The following is an 18209-nucleotide window of genomic DNA, read 5'->3' on the forward strand; positions in this document are numbered from 1 at the left end:
GAAACCTTCACGCGCGATCACCGGCCGGCGCATGACCGCCGGCCCTTGGAGCGCACAGCCAGACAGGATGCTTACCATGGCTCTCTACAACTCCATCCTCGACACGATCGGCCGCACCCCGATCGTCCGCCTCAACCACATCGGCCCGAAACATGTGACGCTTTACGCCAAGGTGGAATCCTTCAATCCCGGAGGCTCCGTCAAGGACAGGCTGGCGCTGTCCGTCGTGCTGGACGCCGAGCGCCGCGGGCTGCTGAAGCCGGGCGACACGATCGTCGAATGCACGTCCGGCAATGTCGGCATTGCGCTTGCCATGGTGGCCGCCGCGCGCGGCTACCATTTCGTGGCGATCATGGGCGACAAATATTCGATCGAGCGGCGCAAGCTGATCCGCGCCTATGGCGGCAAGGTCATCCTGTTCCCGAGCGAAATGGGTAGCAGCGGCGGCAACAAGCTCGCCGCAGATCTCGCCGAACGTCATGGCTGGTTCCACGTCCGCCAGTTCGACAACCCGGCAAACCCGCATTACCACCGGGTGACGACAGCTGCGGAAATTCTCGGCGATTTTGCCGGCAAACGGCTGGATTATTTCGTTACCGGTTTCGGCACCAGCGGCACCCTGACCGGTGTCGGACAGATGCTGAAACTCGCCCGTCCCGAAGTGAAGATCGTTGCCACCGAACCGGCGAATGCGGCCATCCTTCAGGATGGAACCTGGAATATTCACGAAATCCAGGGACTGGCGCCGAATTTCGTGCCGAGCGTTCTCGACAGAAGCGTGATCGATATCTTTCAGAAGATCGATCAGGTCGCGGCACGCGATACCGCACGCCGCCTGTCGAGCGAGGAAGGCATTTTCGTCGGCATATCCGCCGGCGCATCGGTTGCCACCGCTCTCAACATTGCCGCATCGGCACCGGAAGGCTCCGTCATTCTGGCCATGATGCCGGATACCGGTGAACGTTACCTCTCCACCTTCCTCTTCGAAGGGGTGAACGAAGGTTCCGACGACAAATGGCTGGCCGCGCTCGAGCCCGCACTTGAATACGCCTGAGTGGCTCCGATGGACCATCAGAGCGTTCCCGACATGCCGGCGGAGATCATCCCGCCGGCCACCCGGCTCATGGCCCTTGCAGACCGTTTTCAGCTGAAGGCGGGCGGCGAACTGCACCGGGCACGGCTGGGCTATGAAACCTGGGGCCGCCTTTCGCCGGCGCGGGACAATGCTATCCTGCTGCTCGGCGGCTTCTCCGCCAGCGCGCACGCCGCCTCCAATGCCGACGACCCGAGTGCCGGCTGGTGGGAAAGGATGATCGGCCCCGGCAAGCCGATCGATACCGACCGTTGGTTCGTCATCTGCATCGCGAGCCTTGGCGGCTGTTTCGGCTCGACCGGCCCCGCGTCAATCAACCCCGCAACCGGCCAGCGTTACCGGCTGGGTTTTCCGGAGGTCAGCATCGAGGATACGGCGGAGGCCGCAGTGCAGGCCGTCCGCAGGCTCGGCATTGCGCAACTGGCCTGTGTGATCGGCACCTCGATGGGAGGCATGACGGCGCTGTCACTGCTCTGCCGCCATCCGGGACTGGCCCGCAGTCACATCAACATTTCGGGCGCCTGCCAGGCCACGGCATTCGCGATCGCCATCCGCTCGCTACAGCGCCAGGCCATCACGAGCGATCCCGAATGGCGCGAAGGGTATTACAGCCGCGCTACAGCACCAAGCGCCGGCATGCGCCTTGCGCGCATGCTGGGCACACTCTCCTACCGGTCAATCGAGGAATGGGACATTCGCTTCGGCCGGACGCCGATCGGCAGGGAACGGGCAGTTCCGAACCCAAAAGCATCCTTCGCCCCGGAGTTCATGATCGAGACCTATCTGCACCAGCAGGCGGACCGGTTCATCGGGCGCTACGATCCGAACTGTTACCTCTATCTCAGTCGCGCCATCGACCGTTTCGATCTCGGCGACCAGACAGGCGGCGACATCATGGCTGCGCTGTCACGCGCGGCAATCGACCAGGCACTGGTGATCGGCGTCACGTCCGATCTGCTTTTCCCCCTGTGCCAGCAGGAGATGATCGCCGAAGGTCTGCGCCGGGGCGATGTCGCGACAGAGACTTTACGCATTACGTCCCTGCGCGGTCACGATGCCTTTCTGGCCGATTTCGAACAGTTCGGCCCACCGATCGGCCGTTTCCTGACATCCATTGCGTGCAGGCAGCCCGACTGCGCAAATGCCTGAACTGCCGACACCCGGCATTTGCCGGCACATTTTTCAACGACATGAGAGGGAAGCCAAGATGGCAGGTCCGGACATCTACAATACACGCATCAACATCGAACGCCTCTGGGGTTCGATTGCCGAGATGGCAATGATCGGCCCCGGCATCAGCGGGGGATCCAACCGGCAGACCCTGACGGATGCGGATGCGCAAGGCCGCGCCCTGCTGAAGCGCTGGTGCGAAAACGAAGGCATGGATGTCGGCGTGGACCAAATGGGCAACATGTTTGCCGTGCTACCCGGCACCGATGCCGATGCTCTCCCGGTCTATCTCGGCTCTCATCTCGACACCCAGCCCACCGGTGGCCGTTATGACGGTGTGCTCGGGGTTTTGTCGTCACTTGAGGTTGTGCGCACGTTGAACGAGCGCGGCATCCGGACCCGCCATCCCATCGGCATTGTCAACTGGAGCAATGAGGAAGGTGCGCGTTTTGTGCCCTCCATGATCGGCTCGGGTGTTTTTGCCGGAGCATATTCACCGGATTTCGCGCTGAGCCGAACCGACAAGGATGGCAAGATCTTCGGCGATGAACTGCGCAGGATCGGCTGGATGGGCGACGAACCCGTCGGCAGTCGCCCCATGCGGGCCTATCTGGAATATCATATCGAGCAGGGCCCGATCCTTGAAGCCGAGAACAGGTCCGTCGGCATCGTTACCGGTTGCCAGGGTTTTTCGTGGCTCGAAATCACGCTAACGGGGCGCGAGGCCCATACCGGCTCGACGCCGATGTCGATGCGGGCCAATGCCGGCCTCGCCATGGCGCGGATCATGGAAATGGTGCAGCAACTGGCAATGGACCACCAGCCGGATGCGGTCGGCAGCGTCGGCCAGGTCTTCTTCACGCCGAATTCCCGTAACGTCCTGCCGGGCAGGGTGATTTTCACCGTCGATGTACGCTCGCCTTATCTTGCCAAGCTGGACATGCTGCATGACGAGGTCGACCGCGCCGCGCACCAGATCGCCGCCGAACTCGGTGTCGGCATTTCGATCGCGCCGGTGGGACGGGTCAACCCGGTCGCCTTTGATACAGAACTGGCATCCGCCTGCCGGCAATCCGCGCAGGCGCTTGGGCTCAGCCACATGGACATCATTTCCGGTGCCGGCCACGATGCCTGCTGGCTGGCCAAAGTCGTCCCGACCACGATGATCATGTGCCCCTGTGTCGGTGGCCTTTCACACAACGAAGCGGAAGAGATTTCTCCGGAATGGGCGGCAGCGGGCGCCGATGTGCTTTTGCATGCAGCACTCGCAATTGCGCAGATCGCGCAGATGCCCGACCACGATGAAGAAGCGGCCTGAGCGTAATGGTGGATATCTATTTCGCGCAGATCCGCGAGGACAGCCGTGTCGAACGCCGGCTCGTCAGGCAAACCGGCGCCGAGCGCATCGTCTGTATCGGTTCAGGAGGCTGCACGGCGTTTTCGCTTCTGGATGACGCCGTCTCGCAGGTCATTGTCGTTGATGCCAACCCGGCGCAATGTGCCCTGATCGAGCTGAAGGCTGCGGCAATCCTTGAGTTGCAACGGGACGATTTTCTTGCCTTCATCGGCGAAAAGCCGACCACTTGCCGCAGTTCCATCTATGCCGATATACGCCGCGCGCTGTCGGGGCCGGCAAGGCGTTATTGGGATAGCCACGGCGACCGTATCCTTGCCGACATCAACAAATCCGGTGTGACCGAACGGTATTACGACTTCGTCGGCCGCAATATCCGCGCCTCGGTGATCGCGGAGGACGTGATCGAAGACCTGCTGTCCTGTCACGATATCGAGATGCAGCACAACCTTTATCGACGCCATTTCGAGACCGGCGCCTGGCGCGATGCCATGCGCATCCTGCTGAGCAAGCGATCCAATCTGAGCTTCTACCCGGCCTTCTGGTACGCGCATGCGCAGGAAAGGGATTCTGAAAACCTGCTCATGCCCTTGCTGACGGCCGAATTGACGGAAAAGCCGATCCCGCACGTGCTCGCACAGGAACAGGGCATCGACGCGAGACATGGCGGCAGACAGCGCCGACATGGCACGTCTGCCTGGTTTCAGCATCGCCGAGGACCCGACGAGCCGAGGAGCATCCCCCTGACGATGATCAATCAATCGTCAGCGAATTGGCGCAAGTGTCTGGCGGACCGCATCTGCGCCGCCATCCCCCAGTTCCACATCGATTTCACCGTGAACCCTGGTCCATATCGGCAGGGCTGCCATCAGCATCGCCATGCCGGCATCGGTCAATGTCAGCAGCTTTCCGCGTCTGTCCTTGGGATCGACCGCGCTTTTCACCAGTCCGCGCCGTTCGAGAATTTTCAGCGCCGCCGTCAGCGTGGTGCGGTCCATAGCCAACAGGTCGCAGACGGACTTCATGGTTGCCGGCACCGGGCGATTGAGCGACATCATCAGGGAAAACTGGCCATTGTTCAGGCCGATCGGCTTCATCGCCACATCGAAACGGCGGGCAAGCGCACGCGCCGCTCTTTGCACGTGCAGACACAGGCAGGTATCGCGCACATGCAGCGTGGTGGAGAACGGGATCGAATCGACATTTGACAGCATGTCATAATCATGTTGATATCAACGTAATCTGTCAAGGAAGAGGAGACCTGATGATGGATGCGACCGTTTCCGCAAAGACCGAACCCGAAAACAGCGTGGTGAGCCGCGAGGCATGGCGCGATGCGCGCCTCAAACTGCTGGAACTGGAAAAGGAAGAAACCCGCCTTCGCGACAAGGTGCGCGCGGCGCGACAGGCCCTGCCCTGGGTGAAGGTGGACAAGGATTACACTTTCGACACGCAGACCGGCGCCAAGAGCCTGCATGATCTTTTCGAAGGCCGCAGCCAGCTTCTGGTCTACCATTTCATGCTCGGCCCCGATTGGGACGAGGGCTGTATCGGCTGCTCCTTTTTCTGCGACCATATCGAAGGCGCGCTGCCGCACTTGAACAATCACGATGTCACCTGGGTCGCCGTGTCGCGCGCGCCTCTCTCGAAAATCGAGGCCTATCGCCATCGCATGGACTGGAATTTTCCCTGGGTGTCCTCGTTCGGCAGCGACTTCAATTACGATTACGACGTGTCGTTTTCGGCTGAAGATCAGGCATCCGGCAGCGTCGAATACAACTACCGCAAGGTTCCTGCCGATCAGATCGCCGATGAGGAACACGGCATGTCTTCTTTCTATCGCAATGCCGAGGGCGAAATCTTCCACACCTATTCGACCTATGCCCGTGGTGGAGAGGAAGTCTGCGGCACGCTGATGCTGCTCGACCGCGCGCCTTTGGGACGCAACGAAACCTCGACGATGAGTTTTCTCAAGCGTCACGACGAATATGACCAGAAACCCGGAGCGGCGGCGGCTTCATCCTGCTGCCATTGAGATGACTTAAGGCCAAGACACAAGGGAGAAGAAACATGACCATGGTCATGGCAAAACCGCGTAGTGAACACGCGTTTCTCGAAAGGCTGGTCGGCATATGGGACGTCACGTCCGAAATGAGCGGCGAAACGCCTTGGGTGGAAACCGTCCGATCCCTCTCCCGCATCTGGGTGATTGCCGAGGGCAAGGGCGACATGCCGGGCGGCGAAGGCCCGGCCACCACCATGCTCACCCTTGGTTATGATGCAGCCAAGGGCAAATATGTCGGCACCTGGCTCGGTTCGATGATGGACAATCTCTGGGTTTATGAAGGCGAGGTCGAAGCCGACGGCAAGACGCTCAGCCTTTATACGACCGGTCCTTCGATGAGCGGCGAAGGCCTTGCCGATTACCGCGAACAGATCACCTTTCTGAGCGACGATCACCGCACCTTCAATTCCAGCGCCAAACAACCGGATGGTAGCTGGAAACAGTTCATGGAAGCCCATTACCGGCGCCGGGCCCGAAACCCTTCCGCCACGCCGCCCACCTGCTCGAACCCCAAAAGGAGAGAACGATGAGCGCAGTCGACATGTTTAAACCACAGGCCGAGCATCGTGCACTGGAGCGCATGGTCGGAACCTGGGATGCCAAATCCTCGATCACCGGACCGGATGCACACTGGACCGAGACATGCCGGTCGCTGGACGGCATGTGGTATATCGCTGAGGGTGAAGGCGATGTGCCCGGCGGCACCGCCAAGACCATTCTGACCGTCGGCTACGACCCCGACAAACGCAAATATGTCGGCACCTGGCTGGGTTCGATGATGGGCATGTTGTGGGTCTATGAGGGCGAGTTTTCCGCAGACGGCAATACGCTCAGCCTCTACACGACCGGTCCGGATTGCGAGATCGAAGGCAAGATCGCCGACTACCGCGAGCAGATCGTTTTCGAAGATGAAAACCACCGGCTTTTCACCTCCGCGACAAAACAGCCGGATGGCAGTTGGCAGACTTTTCAGGACCTGAACTACACGCGCATTCGCTGACCCTGATCAAGGGATGATCCGCAGACAGACGGGAGGAGAAACCTATGCTGCAGACCGCGACGAAAACAAGATCGGAAACACACGGCAAGTTCATCTGGACCGAACTGATGACATCGGACACCAAGGCTGCCGGTGATTTTTATTCCGCCGTCATCGGCTGGAAGGTGAAGGAGGTTCCCATGCCGGACCTGCCTGCCTATTTCCTGTTCGAAATGGGTGAAGGCGACAATTGCCCGGGCATCGGCGGCATGATGCATTTTCCGCCGGAACTGGAGGGTAAAATCCCTGCGAACTGGACGGGTTACGTCGCCGTCGATGATGTCGACGAGACCTGCCGTGATTATCTTGCAAATGGTGGCCGCGTACAGCGCGAACCGGAGGACATTCCCGGCATCGGCCGTTTTGCCGTGGTGGCGGATCCGTCCTGCGCGGTTCTGTGTATCATGAAACCGATCCCGCCAGAAAACCCGCCGCGCGAACTCGGTCCTTACGATCCCGGCAATGTCGGCTGGCGCGAACTTTATGCCGGCGATGGCGAGGAAGCTTTCGAGTTTTATTCGAAAATCTTCGGCTGGACGAAGGATAATGACTACGACATGGGCCCGATTGGCACTTATCGCGTTTTCGCCCATGGCGGCGAGATGACCGGCGGCATGATGACGAAGCCGGAAGGCGTGCCGATGTCCTGCTGGTGTTATTATTTCATCGTTGATGCCATCGATGCCGCGATCGAGCGCGTGACGGCCGCTGGTGGCCAGATCATCAACGGACCGGTGGAAGTGCCCGGCGGCAGCTGGATCGTGCAGGCCCTTGATCCGCAGGGCGCATTTTTCTGCCTGACCGCCGGCAAGCGCTGACCCCAAGACCCAATCCACGGCATCAGAACGCCGTGGGACGACCGACAACGGGTACGAGCGGGGCCATCCACACGACCCCGCTGAAGCCGCATGCCGGTCAACCGCCGTCTTTTCCGTTACGGTCGTCCCACGCCGGGGCCGGGAGGCGCCCCGGATACTCATATTGGTCAGGCATTGGCAGCCGGCACGGCGCAAGCCTCTCCCCCGCCGAACATGCGCGAGCGGGTGAGGAAGCGTTTTTCGCGGCCATTGTCGAGCGAGAACATGCCGCCTCGGCCCGGCACCACGTCTATGATCAGTTGTGTATGTTTCCACGCCTCGAACTGGCTGGCGCTGATGAACACCGGCACGCCGCCGATCTCGCCCAGCTTCACATCATGATCGCCGACGATAAAATCATCCGCCGGATAACACATCGGTGACGACCCGTCGCAACAACCGCCCGACTGGTGAAACAGGATTTTTGGGTAATCCGCCTGTATTTCGGTGATGAGAGCAAGCGCCGCGTCGGTGGCGATCACGCGTGGTTCACCGTTGATGGTGGTTTCCATGAAAATCCTTTCTGGGGGATGGGGCCGTTGCGGTGCTGCTGCCCCTCATCCGGCTCACTTCGCTCCGCCACCTTCTCCCCGCCAGCGAGGAGAAGGGATATGCCACGCCGTCTCGGTTCCTCCCGAAGGTGCGTTCGACAAGGGAAGAGCGCCGACGCTGACGATCGAGCCCGGAATTTGCCCCGCCGTGGCGAAAATGGTGGCTTCGAGAACCGGAGCGGAGTGGACTTAAAGTCCATGAGCACTCGGCAAGCGTAGAAGACGCCATTTGCAGCCCGGCGAGGCGAATTCAGGCCGATCGTCAGAAGAAGCCGAGCTTTTTCGGGCTATAGCTCACCAGCATGTTCTTGGTCTGCTGGTAATGATCGAGCATCATCTTGTGGGTCTCGCGACCGATGCCGGACTGCTTGTAGCCGCCAAAAGCCGCATGCGCCGGATAGGCATGGTAACAATTGGTCCAGACACGGCCCGCCTGAATCTCGCGGCCGAAACGATAGGCGCGGTTGCCATCACGCGTCCACACACCGGCGCCGAGTCCGTAAAGCGTGTCGTTGGCGATAGAGAGCGCCTCGTCCTCATCCTTGAACTTGGCGACCGAAACCACCGGTCCAAAAATTTCCTCCTGGAAGACGCGCATCTTGTTGTGACCGGCAAACACCGTCGGCTTGATGTAATAACCGTTGGCCAGATCGCCGCCGAGATCGTTGCGCGAACCGCCGGTCAGCACCTCGGCACCTTCCTGTTTGCCGATGTCGAGATAGGCGAGGATCTTTTCCATCTGCTCGGTGGAAGCCTGCGCGCCGATCATCGTGGCACTGTCGAGCGGATTGCCCTGCACGATGGCTTCGACACGTTTCACGGCGCGCTCCATGAAGCGGTCGTAAATGCTTTCATGCACCAGCGCGCGGCTGGGGCATGTGCAGACCTCGCCCTGGTTGAGGGCGAACATCGCAAACCCTTCTAGCGCCTTGTCAAAGAAGTCGTCGTCCTCGTTGGCCACGTCGGCAAAGAAGATGTTCGGTGATTTGCCGCCGAGTTCAAGCGTGACCGGAATGAGGTTCTGGCTGGCATATTGCATGATCAGCCGACCAGTCGTGGTTTCGCCGGTGAAGGCGATTTTTGCGATACGCGGGCTGGACGCCAACGGCTTGCCGGCTTCGAGGCCAAAACCGTTGACGATGTTCAAGACGCCCGGGGGCAGGAGATCACCGATGATTTCGGCCCAGACCAGCAGCGAGGCCGGTGTCTGTTCGGCCGGCTTGATGACAACGCAATTGCCGGCGGCAAGGGCAGGCGCCAGTTTCCAGGCGGCCATCAGGATCGGAAAGTTCCACGGGATGATCTGGCCGACCACGCCCAGTGGCTCATGGAAATGATAGGCGACGGTGTCGTTGTCGATTTCGCCGATCGAGCCCTCCTGCGCGCGAATGCAGGAGGCGAAATAGCGGAAATGGTCGATCGCCAGAGGAATGTCGGCCGCCATGGTTTCGCGGATCGGCTTGCCATTGTCCCAGGTTTCCGCCTGCGCAAGCACTTCGAGCTTGTCCTCCATGCGGCTCGCGATTTTCATCAGGATATTGGAGCGTTCGGCCGGCGCGGTGCGGCCCCATTTGTCTTTCGCCGCATGGGCCGAATCGAGCGCGGCGTTGATATCCTTTTCATCGGAGCGCGGGATTTCGCAGATTTTTGCACCGGTAACCGGGGTGATGTTGTCGAAATATTTGCCGCCGATCGGCTCCCTCCACTCGCCACCGATATAGTTGCCGTATTTCAGCTTGAACGGCGATTCGACGATTTTCTGATGCAGCATGGAATTATCCTCCCTGATATCCAGCTTCCCGGCTCATTGTCCGGTCTGGGAGAAAACCTGCGGCGGAACGCCTCTGACGAAAAGCATGTTGTGGCCATATGGCAGCGCACACTGTCGCAAGCCTGCGACAGTCGCCCTACACAAAGCATGCCGCAGCGCGGCAATGTTGCCCTGGATCAATGCAGGCCGAAACGCTTCATCTTGCGGTGAAGGGTGGCGCGGCTCATGCCGAGCGCGATCGCCGCCTGCGAAACATTGCCATTTGCGCGAGACAGGGCGCGCGTCAGGGCGGCACGCTCCGCCTCCATCAGATCACCTGCACCGTCACCGGCACTTTCATCCAGCGCATCGGCGGCCGGAATGCCGGCGGCGATCCTCACATCGTCGAGTTTCCGCGCCAGACGGGCGGCACGTGTGGCGCCGATCACCATGTCGTTGCGATCGACCGCGATCAGTGCCGCGGCATTATGGGCGGCCTGCGGCACCATCAGGAACCGCGCACCGGGAAAGGCCGAACGAAAGAGATTGAGCTCGATGCGCAAAGCCGCATCGCGCACCGTCTGGGAAATGATCGACAAGACCATTTCGCTGACATCATCGCGGCAGGTGGAAATGTCGAGCGCCGCCGCCAGCTCGCCACGATGATCACGGATCGGCGCCGTGGTGCAGCTCAGCCGGATATTGGACGAAAAGAAGTGCTGGTCGCGGAAAATCGATACGGCGCGTTCGTCGGCAAGCGCCGTGCCGATGCCATTGGTTCCGATACTGGCTTCCGTCCAGACCGACGAGGTCCAGAGCCCGAGATCGTGAAAAGCCTTGTCGTCACCGGCAGCACCGCGCCGTTCCAGAGCGACGCCGTTCCTGTCGGTCAGAAGCAGGCAGCAGCCGGATCGCCCGACGGTGGAAAACAGGCGGTCAAGTTCATCGGCGGCCTCGGCAATCAGCCGCTCCGATGCCTGTCGCGCCTGCAGGAATTGTGCCTCTGTCAGCCGCACCGGCCGGCGGTCATCTTCCGGTGCCAGATGATGCATGACCATGCAGCGCCGCCAGGACGCGACAACGGGCGAACTCGCCGCCGCTGCATTTCCGGTGGCACTCGAATAGACATGATCGGCATGCGCCATCGGCTGTAGCGTCATGGGCACACCTCGCCCAGATCAAATCCGTGCATCGGGTCCTCCTCCGCGAAACACGAGGTATCTTTTCGCAAACTAGCAAGTGATGCGACTGCCAGCAAGAGGCCCGCCAGCCGGACCTCAAAGTCACGTGCAAAAAGAAATGGCCCGCCTGAAGCGGGCCGAGAGAATTGTGCTGAAGTGAAAACCCCGTGAAATTCGGTCAGGGTGCCGGAGCCTTCGTTGACTGATATTGCTTGCCGACCGAAGTGCTTAAGAAGACAACGGCTCTGAAGGATATCGGTTCCATTGGCCTGTTTCAGAACTGTAATTCCATTCCGGCGGGGACCGCTGCACCATGGCGCGCGGCCGTTAGATGTGCGAGATCGGACGCAAGTTCCGCCTCGGTCGGATCGCCGCTCTGCCACAGACGCACCAGTTCCTGCGCAGCAGCAATAGCCAGCGGGTCATCCAGCGGTACCTGGTTCGTTTCGCAGAATTGATCGAGCACTCGACGTAATACGAGCATGTGCCTCTCCATGGGGCGCGCTATGAATATCGATGCGCCATATTTGAGAGACGAAACGGACGGGAATAAGGTTTCACCCCACACATCACGTCAACACCGGATCACAAAGATGCTAGCGCCGTGTGAGATGATTGCGACCAAAACAAACGGCCCCGCAGACATCCTTCGAGCGAGCTCAAAGCGTTGAGCGAACCTGAGACTTGAGCATCGATCCGCCATCATGACATAAACTGCACATGAGTGACCTGACCCTTCCCTTTCTCGCCGCCTTCATCGGCACATTTCTCATCGCCGGCCTGGTCAAGGGCGTCACCGGCATGGGCCTGCCGACCGTCGCCATGGGGCTGCTGGGTGCCCTGATCTCGCCGGTGGCGGCAGCGGGGCTGCTGCTCATCCCCTCTTTCGTCACCAATGTCTGGCAACTGTTTTCCGGTCCGAGCCTTGGCATAATCGCGCGCCGCCTCTGGCCGATGATGGTCACCATCCTCGTCGGCACCATTGCAAGCAGCGCCCTGCTGAGCGCCGACACCGCCTGGACGGGCAGTGCCCTCGGCTGCGTGCTGATCGCCTATGCGCTCTATACCTTGTCCGGCCGGCAGCTTTCCGTCCCGGCCTCAACCGAACGCTGGGCATCACCGCTTGTCGGGATGCTGACCGGTCTCGTCACCGGTGCCACCGGCGTTTTTGTTGTACCCGCCGTGCCTTATCTGCAGGCACTCGGCTTTTCCCGCGACGATCTCGTCCAGGCGCTTGGCCTGTCCTTCACCGTCTCGACCATTGCGCTTTCGCTCGGACTTGCCGCGCATGGCAGTATCGGCTTTGGCAATCTGGCTTTATCGGCAGCGGCGATCGCGCCGGCACTTGCCGGCATGTGGACCGGGCAGGTCCTGCGCCATCGCATCAGCCCCACCGCCTTCCGGCGTGGTTTTCTGATCTGCATCGGCCTGCTTGGAACGGAACTGGCGCTACGTCCCCTGTGGCAATAGGTGGCGCAGAACCTCAGGCCTTGGCGCGGCTCAGCATGACGACGCCGCTGTCATGCCTCTGCAGGCTGGTCTCGACATAGGCGATAAAATCGGCCGCCGGCATCGCCTTGGCATAAAACCAGCCCTGACAGAATTCCACGCCGTGATCGAGCAGATATTCCGCCTGTTCGCGCGTTTCGACGCCTTCGGCGATGATCGACAGATTGAGCGATTTCGCCATATCGATGATATGGGCAATGACGGCACTGGTGGCCGTCTGGCGGTTGATGGCATCGACGAAGGATTTGTCGATCTTCAGCGCATCGAGCGGCAGGCTCTGCAGATATTGCAGGCTGGAATAACCCGTGCCGAAATCATCGATTGCCACCGCATACCCGCGTGTGCGCGCTTCCGCGATCGTCTTGCGGGCTTCATCGATATCCATCAGCCCGCGTTCGGTCGCTTCCAGCCAGATCTGGTCGTTGGCGAAACCGCGGCTTCCGAGCCTCTGCCCGACCGTTTCCAGCACACGACCGGTCTTGAAATCGTCAGCGGCGAAATTGATGGCGACATGTAGCGAGCGGTGCTGCCTGAACAGCTGCCCGAGATCCCGGCCGATCGCATCGATGACCTGATCGGTGATCGGTTGAATGAGCCCGCTCTGTTCGGCCAGCGGAATGAACAGGTCCGGGCGAACAACCGAGCCATCTGGTCGCTGCCAGCGCACCAGCGCCTCGGCACCGACGCAAAGGCCGGATGAAAGCTCGATGATAGGCTGGTAATGGACGACGAATTCGCGCTTGCGCACGGCGATGGCCAATTCGCCCAGCGGCGACAGGCGCTTGCGCGACATGCGGATGACGAGAGCGATGATGACGAGCGTCGCGAATGACCCGAAGACCAGGAAAAGCCAGTGTTCGCGGGTAAACAACCCAAACAGGCCATTGGTGGGGCTGACGGCGGCAGCCGTCCAGCCACCCTTGCTGTGAACGGCATAGATAGTGTCGCCGACAGTGCCCTTTGCCGTGTCACGGCCCAGCTTGTCGGTAAGATCCGTATCCGGTGCGTTCAGCGTCGCGGTCACCACGCCATTCGGCGCGGTAATCACCACCGCAGCGCTTTGATCGGCCAACACTTCGACCAGACGGCCGGGATCGACAAGGGCATTGTAGGGGCCGACCTGAACGACGCTCATCGGATTGGCGCCGGTGACCAGAGGCACCACATCGACCCAGGCCTTGATATCCGGCCCGATGGTGAAATCCGGCGTCAGCTCTTTCACCGACCGGCTTTCGGCGCCCCATGACGTGCATTTGAGGATGCCGTCCTCGATATAACCGATTTCCTCAACCGTACGGGCGTTGATCACAAGACGGCGCATCTCGCCGATATGCGCATCCGTGCAGGATATGAACCGGCGCCCGCCCAGTGTTCTGAGGGTCGTGGCAGCATCGGTGAAGGATCGCTCGGCCCGTGTCGCTGCCTGAGCGGCGATACTCATCAACCGATCCTCTTCCACACGCAGCGAAAAGGACCAGGCGGCATAGATGGTCAGGCACAACGGGAGCAGCGCGCCGAGAAAGGCCAGGATCGTGGCTTCCAGAATAACACGCGATCGTTTCAACGCCGCTCAGCCCCCATGCGGTTATGCGACAATCGCTAGAGGGAAGATATTAAAACAACGTCTCCAGAATAGGAAAAATCGACGGCTCCAATACTTATAAGCCTTTCGTGATATGGGGTTTCGTGTGCTTTGCACATCCGCGCAGAGTATCGAACCCGGCGCATTTTGAAGCCGAAAGCACCGCGGCCGATGCATATCCTTCCACCAGCCGCGATACCGAAACCTGCCTACCGTTTCAGGCTGCCCAGAATACCGCGCACCAATGCCCGGCCGATCTGGTTGGCAACGCTTGAGGCCACCGAACGCGCGGCACTTTTCATCGCCGCTTCGATCACCGTTTCGCGCTGATAACCGGAACGCCCCTTGGCGGCGGGTTTTGCAGCCGCTTCGTCCTCCTGCGCATCGCCAAAACCCGGCAGACTCCAGCGACCGGCAGCGCTGTTGTTCTCAGTCGGCGCCTCTTCAGCCTGCCGTTTGGCGGCCTCCGCATCCGCCACCTTCTTGGCGCGGGCAGCAAGGATTTCGAAAGCGGATTCACGGTCGATATCACGATCGTAGACACCTGCAACCGGGCTCATGTTCATGATCTGGCTGCGCTCCGGCTCGCTGATCGGCCCGATCCGCGCCGATGGCGGGCGAATGAGCGTGCGCTCCACCATCGAAGGCGCACCCTTGCCTTCCAGCGTCGAGACGAGTGCCTCGCCGGTACCAAGCTGGGTGATCGCCTCGTCGGTATTGAATTCCGGGTTGGCGCGAAAGGTATCGGCAGCGGTTTTGACCGCTTTCTGTTCGCGCGGCGTATAGGCGCGCAGCGCATGCTGCACGCGGTTGCCGAGCTGGGCAAGCACGGTTTCCGGCACGTCGAGCGGGTTCTGGGTAACGAAATAGACGCCGACACCCTTGGAGCGGATCAGGCGCACGACCTGTTCGACACGTTCCAGCAGTACTTTTGGCGCCTCGGAAAACAGCAGATGCGCCTCATCGAAAAAGAACACCAGTTTCGGCTTTTCCGGATCACCGACTTCCGGCAGTTCTTCAAAGAGCTCCGACAGCATCCAGAGCAGGAAGGTCGCGTAAAGCCGCGGGTTCATCATCAGCTTGTCGGCGGCGAGAACCGAGATCATGCCGCGACCATCCGGCGCAACCCGCATGATATCGCTGATCTGCAAGGCCGGTTCACCGAAGAAATGAATGGCGCCCTGCTGCTCGAGCGTCAGCAGGCCACGCTGCAGCGAACCGACCGACGCTTTCGAGACGAAACCGAACTGCGTTGAAATTTCACCGGCATGTTCACCCATGTAATTGAGCAGCGCCTGCAGGTCTTTCAGGTCCAAAAGCGGCAGTCCGCCCTGATCGGCAATCTTGAAGGCGATGTTCAAGACGCCTTCCTGCGCATCCGACGCATCCATCAGCCGTGCAAGCAGAAGCGGGCCCATCTCCGCGATGGTGGCGCGGACACGGTGGCCCTTTTCACCGTAGAGATCCCAGAACATCACCGGGAATTTCGTGAAATCGTAATCGGCATACTGGATCTGCTCGGCGCGCTTGAGCAGAAAATCCTTGGGCTCGCCCATGGCGGCGATGCCGGAGAGGTCACCCTTGATATCGGAGCAGAAGACCGGCACGCCGGCGGCCGAAAACTCTTCCGCCAGAACCTGAAGCGTCACCGTCTTGCCGGTGCCGGTGGCGCCGGTGATGAGGCCATGGCGATTGCCGAATTTCAGTTCGAGATATTCGGCTTCCTTGAAACTGTCGTCCGGCTTTCGGCTGCCGCCGATCAAGAGTTTTCCCGCATCAACCATGCAACCGCTTCCCGCTCTTCGCGTTATCGATGAAATGCCAATTTAGAATGTCCTGTATAGGACGAGACTGCCGTCTCGGCAACGAGAAGCCGCTTGGTCAAGCGTCGGCATATCTGGGCGGGGAGAGCAAATCATGGCAGCCGATACGGCAGAGACGTTTTCGCAGATCAAGCCACCGGCCACCGACACTGCCCCATTGAACACGTCCCCGATCGACAAGGCGCGAGGCCGCGAGGCGGAAACGCCGGCCGATATTCCAGCCCGTGGTCTCAAGGATGTTTTCTGGCGCGTGTTCTATTCGATCGAGAGCGACCGCGTTCTGCTGGTCGCCGCCGGTGTCACCTATTATCTGCTGCTCGCGCTTTTCCCGGCCATGACGGCGATGGTGTCGCTTTACGGTTTTGTCGCAGACCCCACCAAACTTGCCGACCGCATCACCTTTTTAAGCATGATCATGCCACCCAATGCGCTCGATCTGTTTCTCGACCAGTTGCGCAGCCTGACCCAGCAGGGTCGAACCACCCTTAACATCGGTCTGTTCGGCGGTCTCGCGCTGGCGCTGTGGAGTGCCAATGCCGGCATGAAGGCGATGTTCGAGGCGATGAACGTCGCCTATGGTGAAAAGGAAAAGCGCAATATCTTCAAACTCAACATGATCTCGCTCCTGTTCACACTGGGGGCAATCCTCGTCGCCATCGTTGTACTGACAGGCCTGGGCCTTGTACCGGCAGTCCTGTCCTTCCTGTGGCTGGAGCAATGGGCGGAAATGATCATCCGCTTTTCGCGCTGGCCGATCATGCTCTTGTTCGTGACGACCGGCATTGCCGTGCTTTACCGTTATGGCCCGAGCCGCGAGCCGGCGCGTATCCAGTGGCTGACATGGGGCGCGGTCTTTTCCAGCCTCGCCTGGCTGGCGGCCTCGATCGGCGTCTCCTTCTATCTCTCCCATATCGCCAACTACAACGCCACCTATGGCGCACTCGGCGCGCTCATCGGCTTCATGGTCTGGACCTGGATTTCGACGATCATCATCGTCATCGGCGCCGAGATCAATGCGGAACTGGAACACCAGACGGCACGGGATTCGACCACCGGCCCGGAACAGCCGATGGGTGAGCGGGGGGCTTATATGGCGGATACGATCGGGGAGACGTCGTAAACGTTTATGCCTGGTAATATTCGCGGAAGGCGACATCGTTGGCAAAAGCCACCTCATAATCGTCATGATACATGCCAAGGACAGTCACCTGTCGTCCCTCGCCCAAATCGCTGGCATCCTCAATCACCACACCGGCGCACCGGATGATGCCGAATTCGGCACATCGCGCCGCAAGGTCGATTTCGTCACCCGGCTCTCTGCAATCCAGATCGATCCAGAATGCATGATCAACAGGCTTATAGGCCTCGGTCGGCGTAAACGCTCCTGACGCCACCCCCATGGGCGGGTCCGAAGCCTCGATGTCGCTTGTACCAATGACGACACCGTCATGCAGGATCTCGATCTTGATCATCTGGAAACTGTTTTCTTTTCGATATCGATGTGACGGACATTTGCACACGCATCTTTCAACGGCTTGATATCAACGACCAGCCCAGACACTGCGGCAATTCATCCCTTCACGAAACGGTTGATTGCCCAAACACATGCTTCACTCACAGCATCCACATGCTAAGCCTCTTCATGACCTGATAATTGTCATTCGGGCGCGGTGCGCAATGGGCAAACACACGCGGCATAACGAAGAAAATTCTTTCGTTTTCGACCTGCGCCCCCGTTGCCCGCCAGTGCGAATGACTTTAACGTAAACGTCAATTACATTCCGAGGAGACGCTTATGAACGAACTGGTATCCCGCATCGCCGACAATGTCGGTCTGGCTCCCGATGTTGCCGAAAAGGCAATCGGCATGATGCTCGGCTTCCTGCAGCGCGAAGCCGATGACGGCGCGGTTGCCAAGATGATCGAAGCCATTCCCGGCGCACCGGAACTGGTCGCCCAGTTCAATGGCGAGGGTGCCGGTGGCGGCGGTCTGCTCGGTGGCCTGATGGCGAGTTTCGGTGGTGGCGTGATGGCGCTTGGCCAGCAGTTGATGGCGCAGGGTCTCGGCATGGGCGAGATTACAGCACTTGCCCGTGAAACCATGGCCGTTGCCCGCGAACATGCCGGCGACGAAGTGGTCGATCAGGTGATTGCTTCCGTTCCCGGCCTCAGCCAGTTCGTCTGATCAAAGCCTCAATCAACCGAATTCTGGAAAGGCGCGGCATGTCCGCGCCT

18 protein-coding genes and 1 pseudogene are annotated in these 18209 nt (G+C 60.2%); 11 read left to right on the forward strand and 8 right to left on the reverse strand.

Annotated elements, in window-relative coordinates:
* Positions 1 to 76 precede the first annotated feature (76 nt).
* From cysK to J2T09_RS27555, 4 genes and pseudogenes are all read left to right on the forward strand, one after another.
* Entirely contained in the window at positions 77 to 1054 is a 978-nt protein-coding gene (cysK, locus tag J2T09_RS01555) for a cysteine synthase A (RefSeq protein WP_306830324.1), read from the forward strand.
* Between the two features lie 9 nt (positions 1055 to 1063).
* Positions 1064 to 2242 carry a homoserine O-acetyltransferase MetX gene (metX, locus tag J2T09_RS01560; RefSeq protein ID WP_306830326.1) on the forward strand — a complete coding sequence of 393 codons (1179 nt, stop codon included), beginning with the start codon at positions 1064 to 1066 and terminating at the stop codon, positions 2240 to 2242.
* A 58-nt stretch (positions 2243 to 2300) separates the two neighbouring features.
* The gene (locus J2T09_RS01565; protein WP_306830327.1) at positions 2301 to 3581 is read left to right on the forward strand and encodes a Zn-dependent hydrolase; all 1281 of its coding nucleotides are present in this window, start codon (positions 2301 to 2303) and stop codon (positions 3579 to 3581) included.
* Positions 3582 to 3586: 5 nt separating this feature from the next.
* Positions 3587 to 4069, forward strand: a pseudogene (locus tag J2T09_RS27555) (DUF3419 family protein); the annotation flags it as partial.
* 312 nt (positions 4070 to 4381) lie between these two features.
* Here J2T09_RS27555 and J2T09_RS01575 read toward each other — a convergent pair.
* Positions 4382 to 4828, reverse strand: coding sequence for a MarR family winged helix-turn-helix transcriptional regulator (locus tag J2T09_RS01575; protein ID WP_306830785.1), 447 nt, complete (start codon positions 4826 to 4828; stop codon positions 4382 to 4384).
* A 56-nt stretch (positions 4829 to 4884) separates the two neighbouring features.
* On the opposite strand from J2T09_RS01575, the gene J2T09_RS01580 reads away from it, so the two are divergent.
* The 4 genes from J2T09_RS01580 to J2T09_RS01595 are packed head-to-tail and all read left to right on the forward strand — an operon-like array spanning position 4885 to position 7539.
* A complete protein-coding gene (locus J2T09_RS01580) occupies positions 4885 to 5652 on the forward strand; it encodes a DUF899 domain-containing protein (protein WP_306830787.1) in 768 nt (255 codons plus the stop codon).
* 41 nt (positions 5653 to 5693) lie between these two features.
* Positions 5694 to 6212 carry a DUF1579 domain-containing protein gene (locus J2T09_RS01585; RefSeq protein ID WP_306830789.1) on the forward strand — a complete coding sequence of 173 codons (519 nt, stop codon included), beginning with the start codon at positions 5694 to 5696 and terminating at the stop codon, positions 6210 to 6212.
* Positions 6209 to 6682: a DUF1579 domain-containing protein gene (locus J2T09_RS01590; protein ID WP_306830332.1), complete on the forward strand. Its 474-nt coding sequence runs from the start codon at positions 6209 to 6211 to the stop codon at positions 6680 to 6682. The genes J2T09_RS01585 and J2T09_RS01590 overlap by 4 nt, the downstream gene beginning before the upstream one ends.
* Positions 6683 to 6726: 44 nt before the next feature.
* Positions 6727 to 7539 (forward strand): VOC family protein, encoded by an 813-nt coding sequence (locus tag J2T09_RS01595; protein ID WP_306830334.1) that lies wholly within the window; start codon positions 6727 to 6729, stop codon positions 7537 to 7539.
* A gap of 167 nt (positions 7540 to 7706) precedes the next feature.
* Here the strand turns inward: J2T09_RS01595 and J2T09_RS01600 are convergent, their stop codons facing one another.
* The 4 genes from J2T09_RS01600 to J2T09_RS01615 form a co-directional block, all read right to left on the reverse strand.
* A complete protein-coding gene (locus J2T09_RS01600) occupies positions 7707 to 8090 on the reverse strand; it encodes a DUF779 domain-containing protein (protein ID WP_306830336.1) in 384 nt (127 codons plus the stop codon).
* A gap of 301 nt (positions 8091 to 8391) precedes the next feature.
* Complete coding sequence (gene adh, locus J2T09_RS01605; protein ID WP_306830339.1) at positions 8392 to 9900, reverse strand: aldehyde dehydrogenase; 1509 nt, start codon at positions 9898 to 9900, stop codon at positions 8392 to 8394.
* A 176-nt stretch (positions 9901 to 10076) separates the two neighbouring features.
* Entirely contained in the window at positions 10077 to 11039 is a 963-nt protein-coding gene (locus J2T09_RS01610) for a helix-turn-helix domain-containing protein (RefSeq protein WP_306830341.1), read from the reverse strand.
* A 295-nt stretch (positions 11040 to 11334) separates the two neighbouring features.
* Positions 11335 to 11544, reverse strand: coding sequence for a hypothetical protein (locus tag J2T09_RS01615; RefSeq protein WP_306830343.1), 210 nt, complete (start codon positions 11542 to 11544; stop codon positions 11335 to 11337).
* A 236-nt stretch (positions 11545 to 11780) separates the two neighbouring features.
* On the opposite strand from J2T09_RS01615, the gene J2T09_RS01620 reads away from it, so the two are divergent.
* Positions 11781 to 12530, forward strand: coding sequence for a sulfite exporter TauE/SafE family protein (locus tag J2T09_RS01620; protein ID WP_306830345.1), 750 nt, complete (start codon positions 11781 to 11783; stop codon positions 12528 to 12530).
* Between the two features lie 13 nt (positions 12531 to 12543).
* Here the strand turns inward: J2T09_RS01620 and J2T09_RS01625 are convergent, their stop codons facing one another.
* Positions 12544 to 14133, reverse strand: coding sequence for an EAL domain-containing protein (locus tag J2T09_RS01625; protein WP_306830347.1), 1590 nt, complete (start codon positions 14131 to 14133; stop codon positions 12544 to 12546).
* A 227-nt stretch (positions 14134 to 14360) separates the two neighbouring features.
* Positions 14361 to 15935, reverse strand: coding sequence for a helicase HerA-like C-terminal domain-containing protein (locus J2T09_RS01630; protein ID WP_306830350.1), 1575 nt, complete (start codon positions 15933 to 15935; stop codon positions 14361 to 14363).
* A 133-nt stretch (positions 15936 to 16068) separates the two neighbouring features.
* Between J2T09_RS01630 and J2T09_RS01635 the strand changes: the two genes are divergently transcribed.
* A complete protein-coding gene (locus J2T09_RS01635) occupies positions 16069 to 17094 on the forward strand; it encodes a YihY/virulence factor BrkB family protein (protein ID WP_306830352.1) in 1026 nt (341 codons plus the stop codon).
* Positions 17095 to 17098: 4 nt separating this feature from the next.
* Here the strand turns inward: J2T09_RS01635 and J2T09_RS01640 are convergent, their stop codons facing one another.
* Positions 17099 to 17446 (reverse strand): hypothetical protein, encoded by a 348-nt coding sequence (locus J2T09_RS01640; RefSeq protein ID WP_306830354.1) that lies wholly within the window; start codon positions 17444 to 17446, stop codon positions 17099 to 17101.
* Positions 17447 to 17769: 323 nt separating this feature from the next.
* On the opposite strand from J2T09_RS01640, the gene J2T09_RS01645 reads away from it, so the two are divergent.
* A complete protein-coding gene (locus J2T09_RS01645; RefSeq protein ID WP_306830356.1) occupies positions 17770 to 18159 on the forward strand; it encodes a hypothetical protein in 390 nt (129 codons plus the stop codon).
* The last annotated feature ends 50 nt before the right edge of the window (positions 18160 to 18209 follow it).

The organism is Neorhizobium huautlense (genome assembly GCF_030811685.1).
Lineage (GTDB): Bacteria > Pseudomonadota > Alphaproteobacteria > Rhizobiales > Rhizobiaceae > Neorhizobium > Neorhizobium huautlense_A.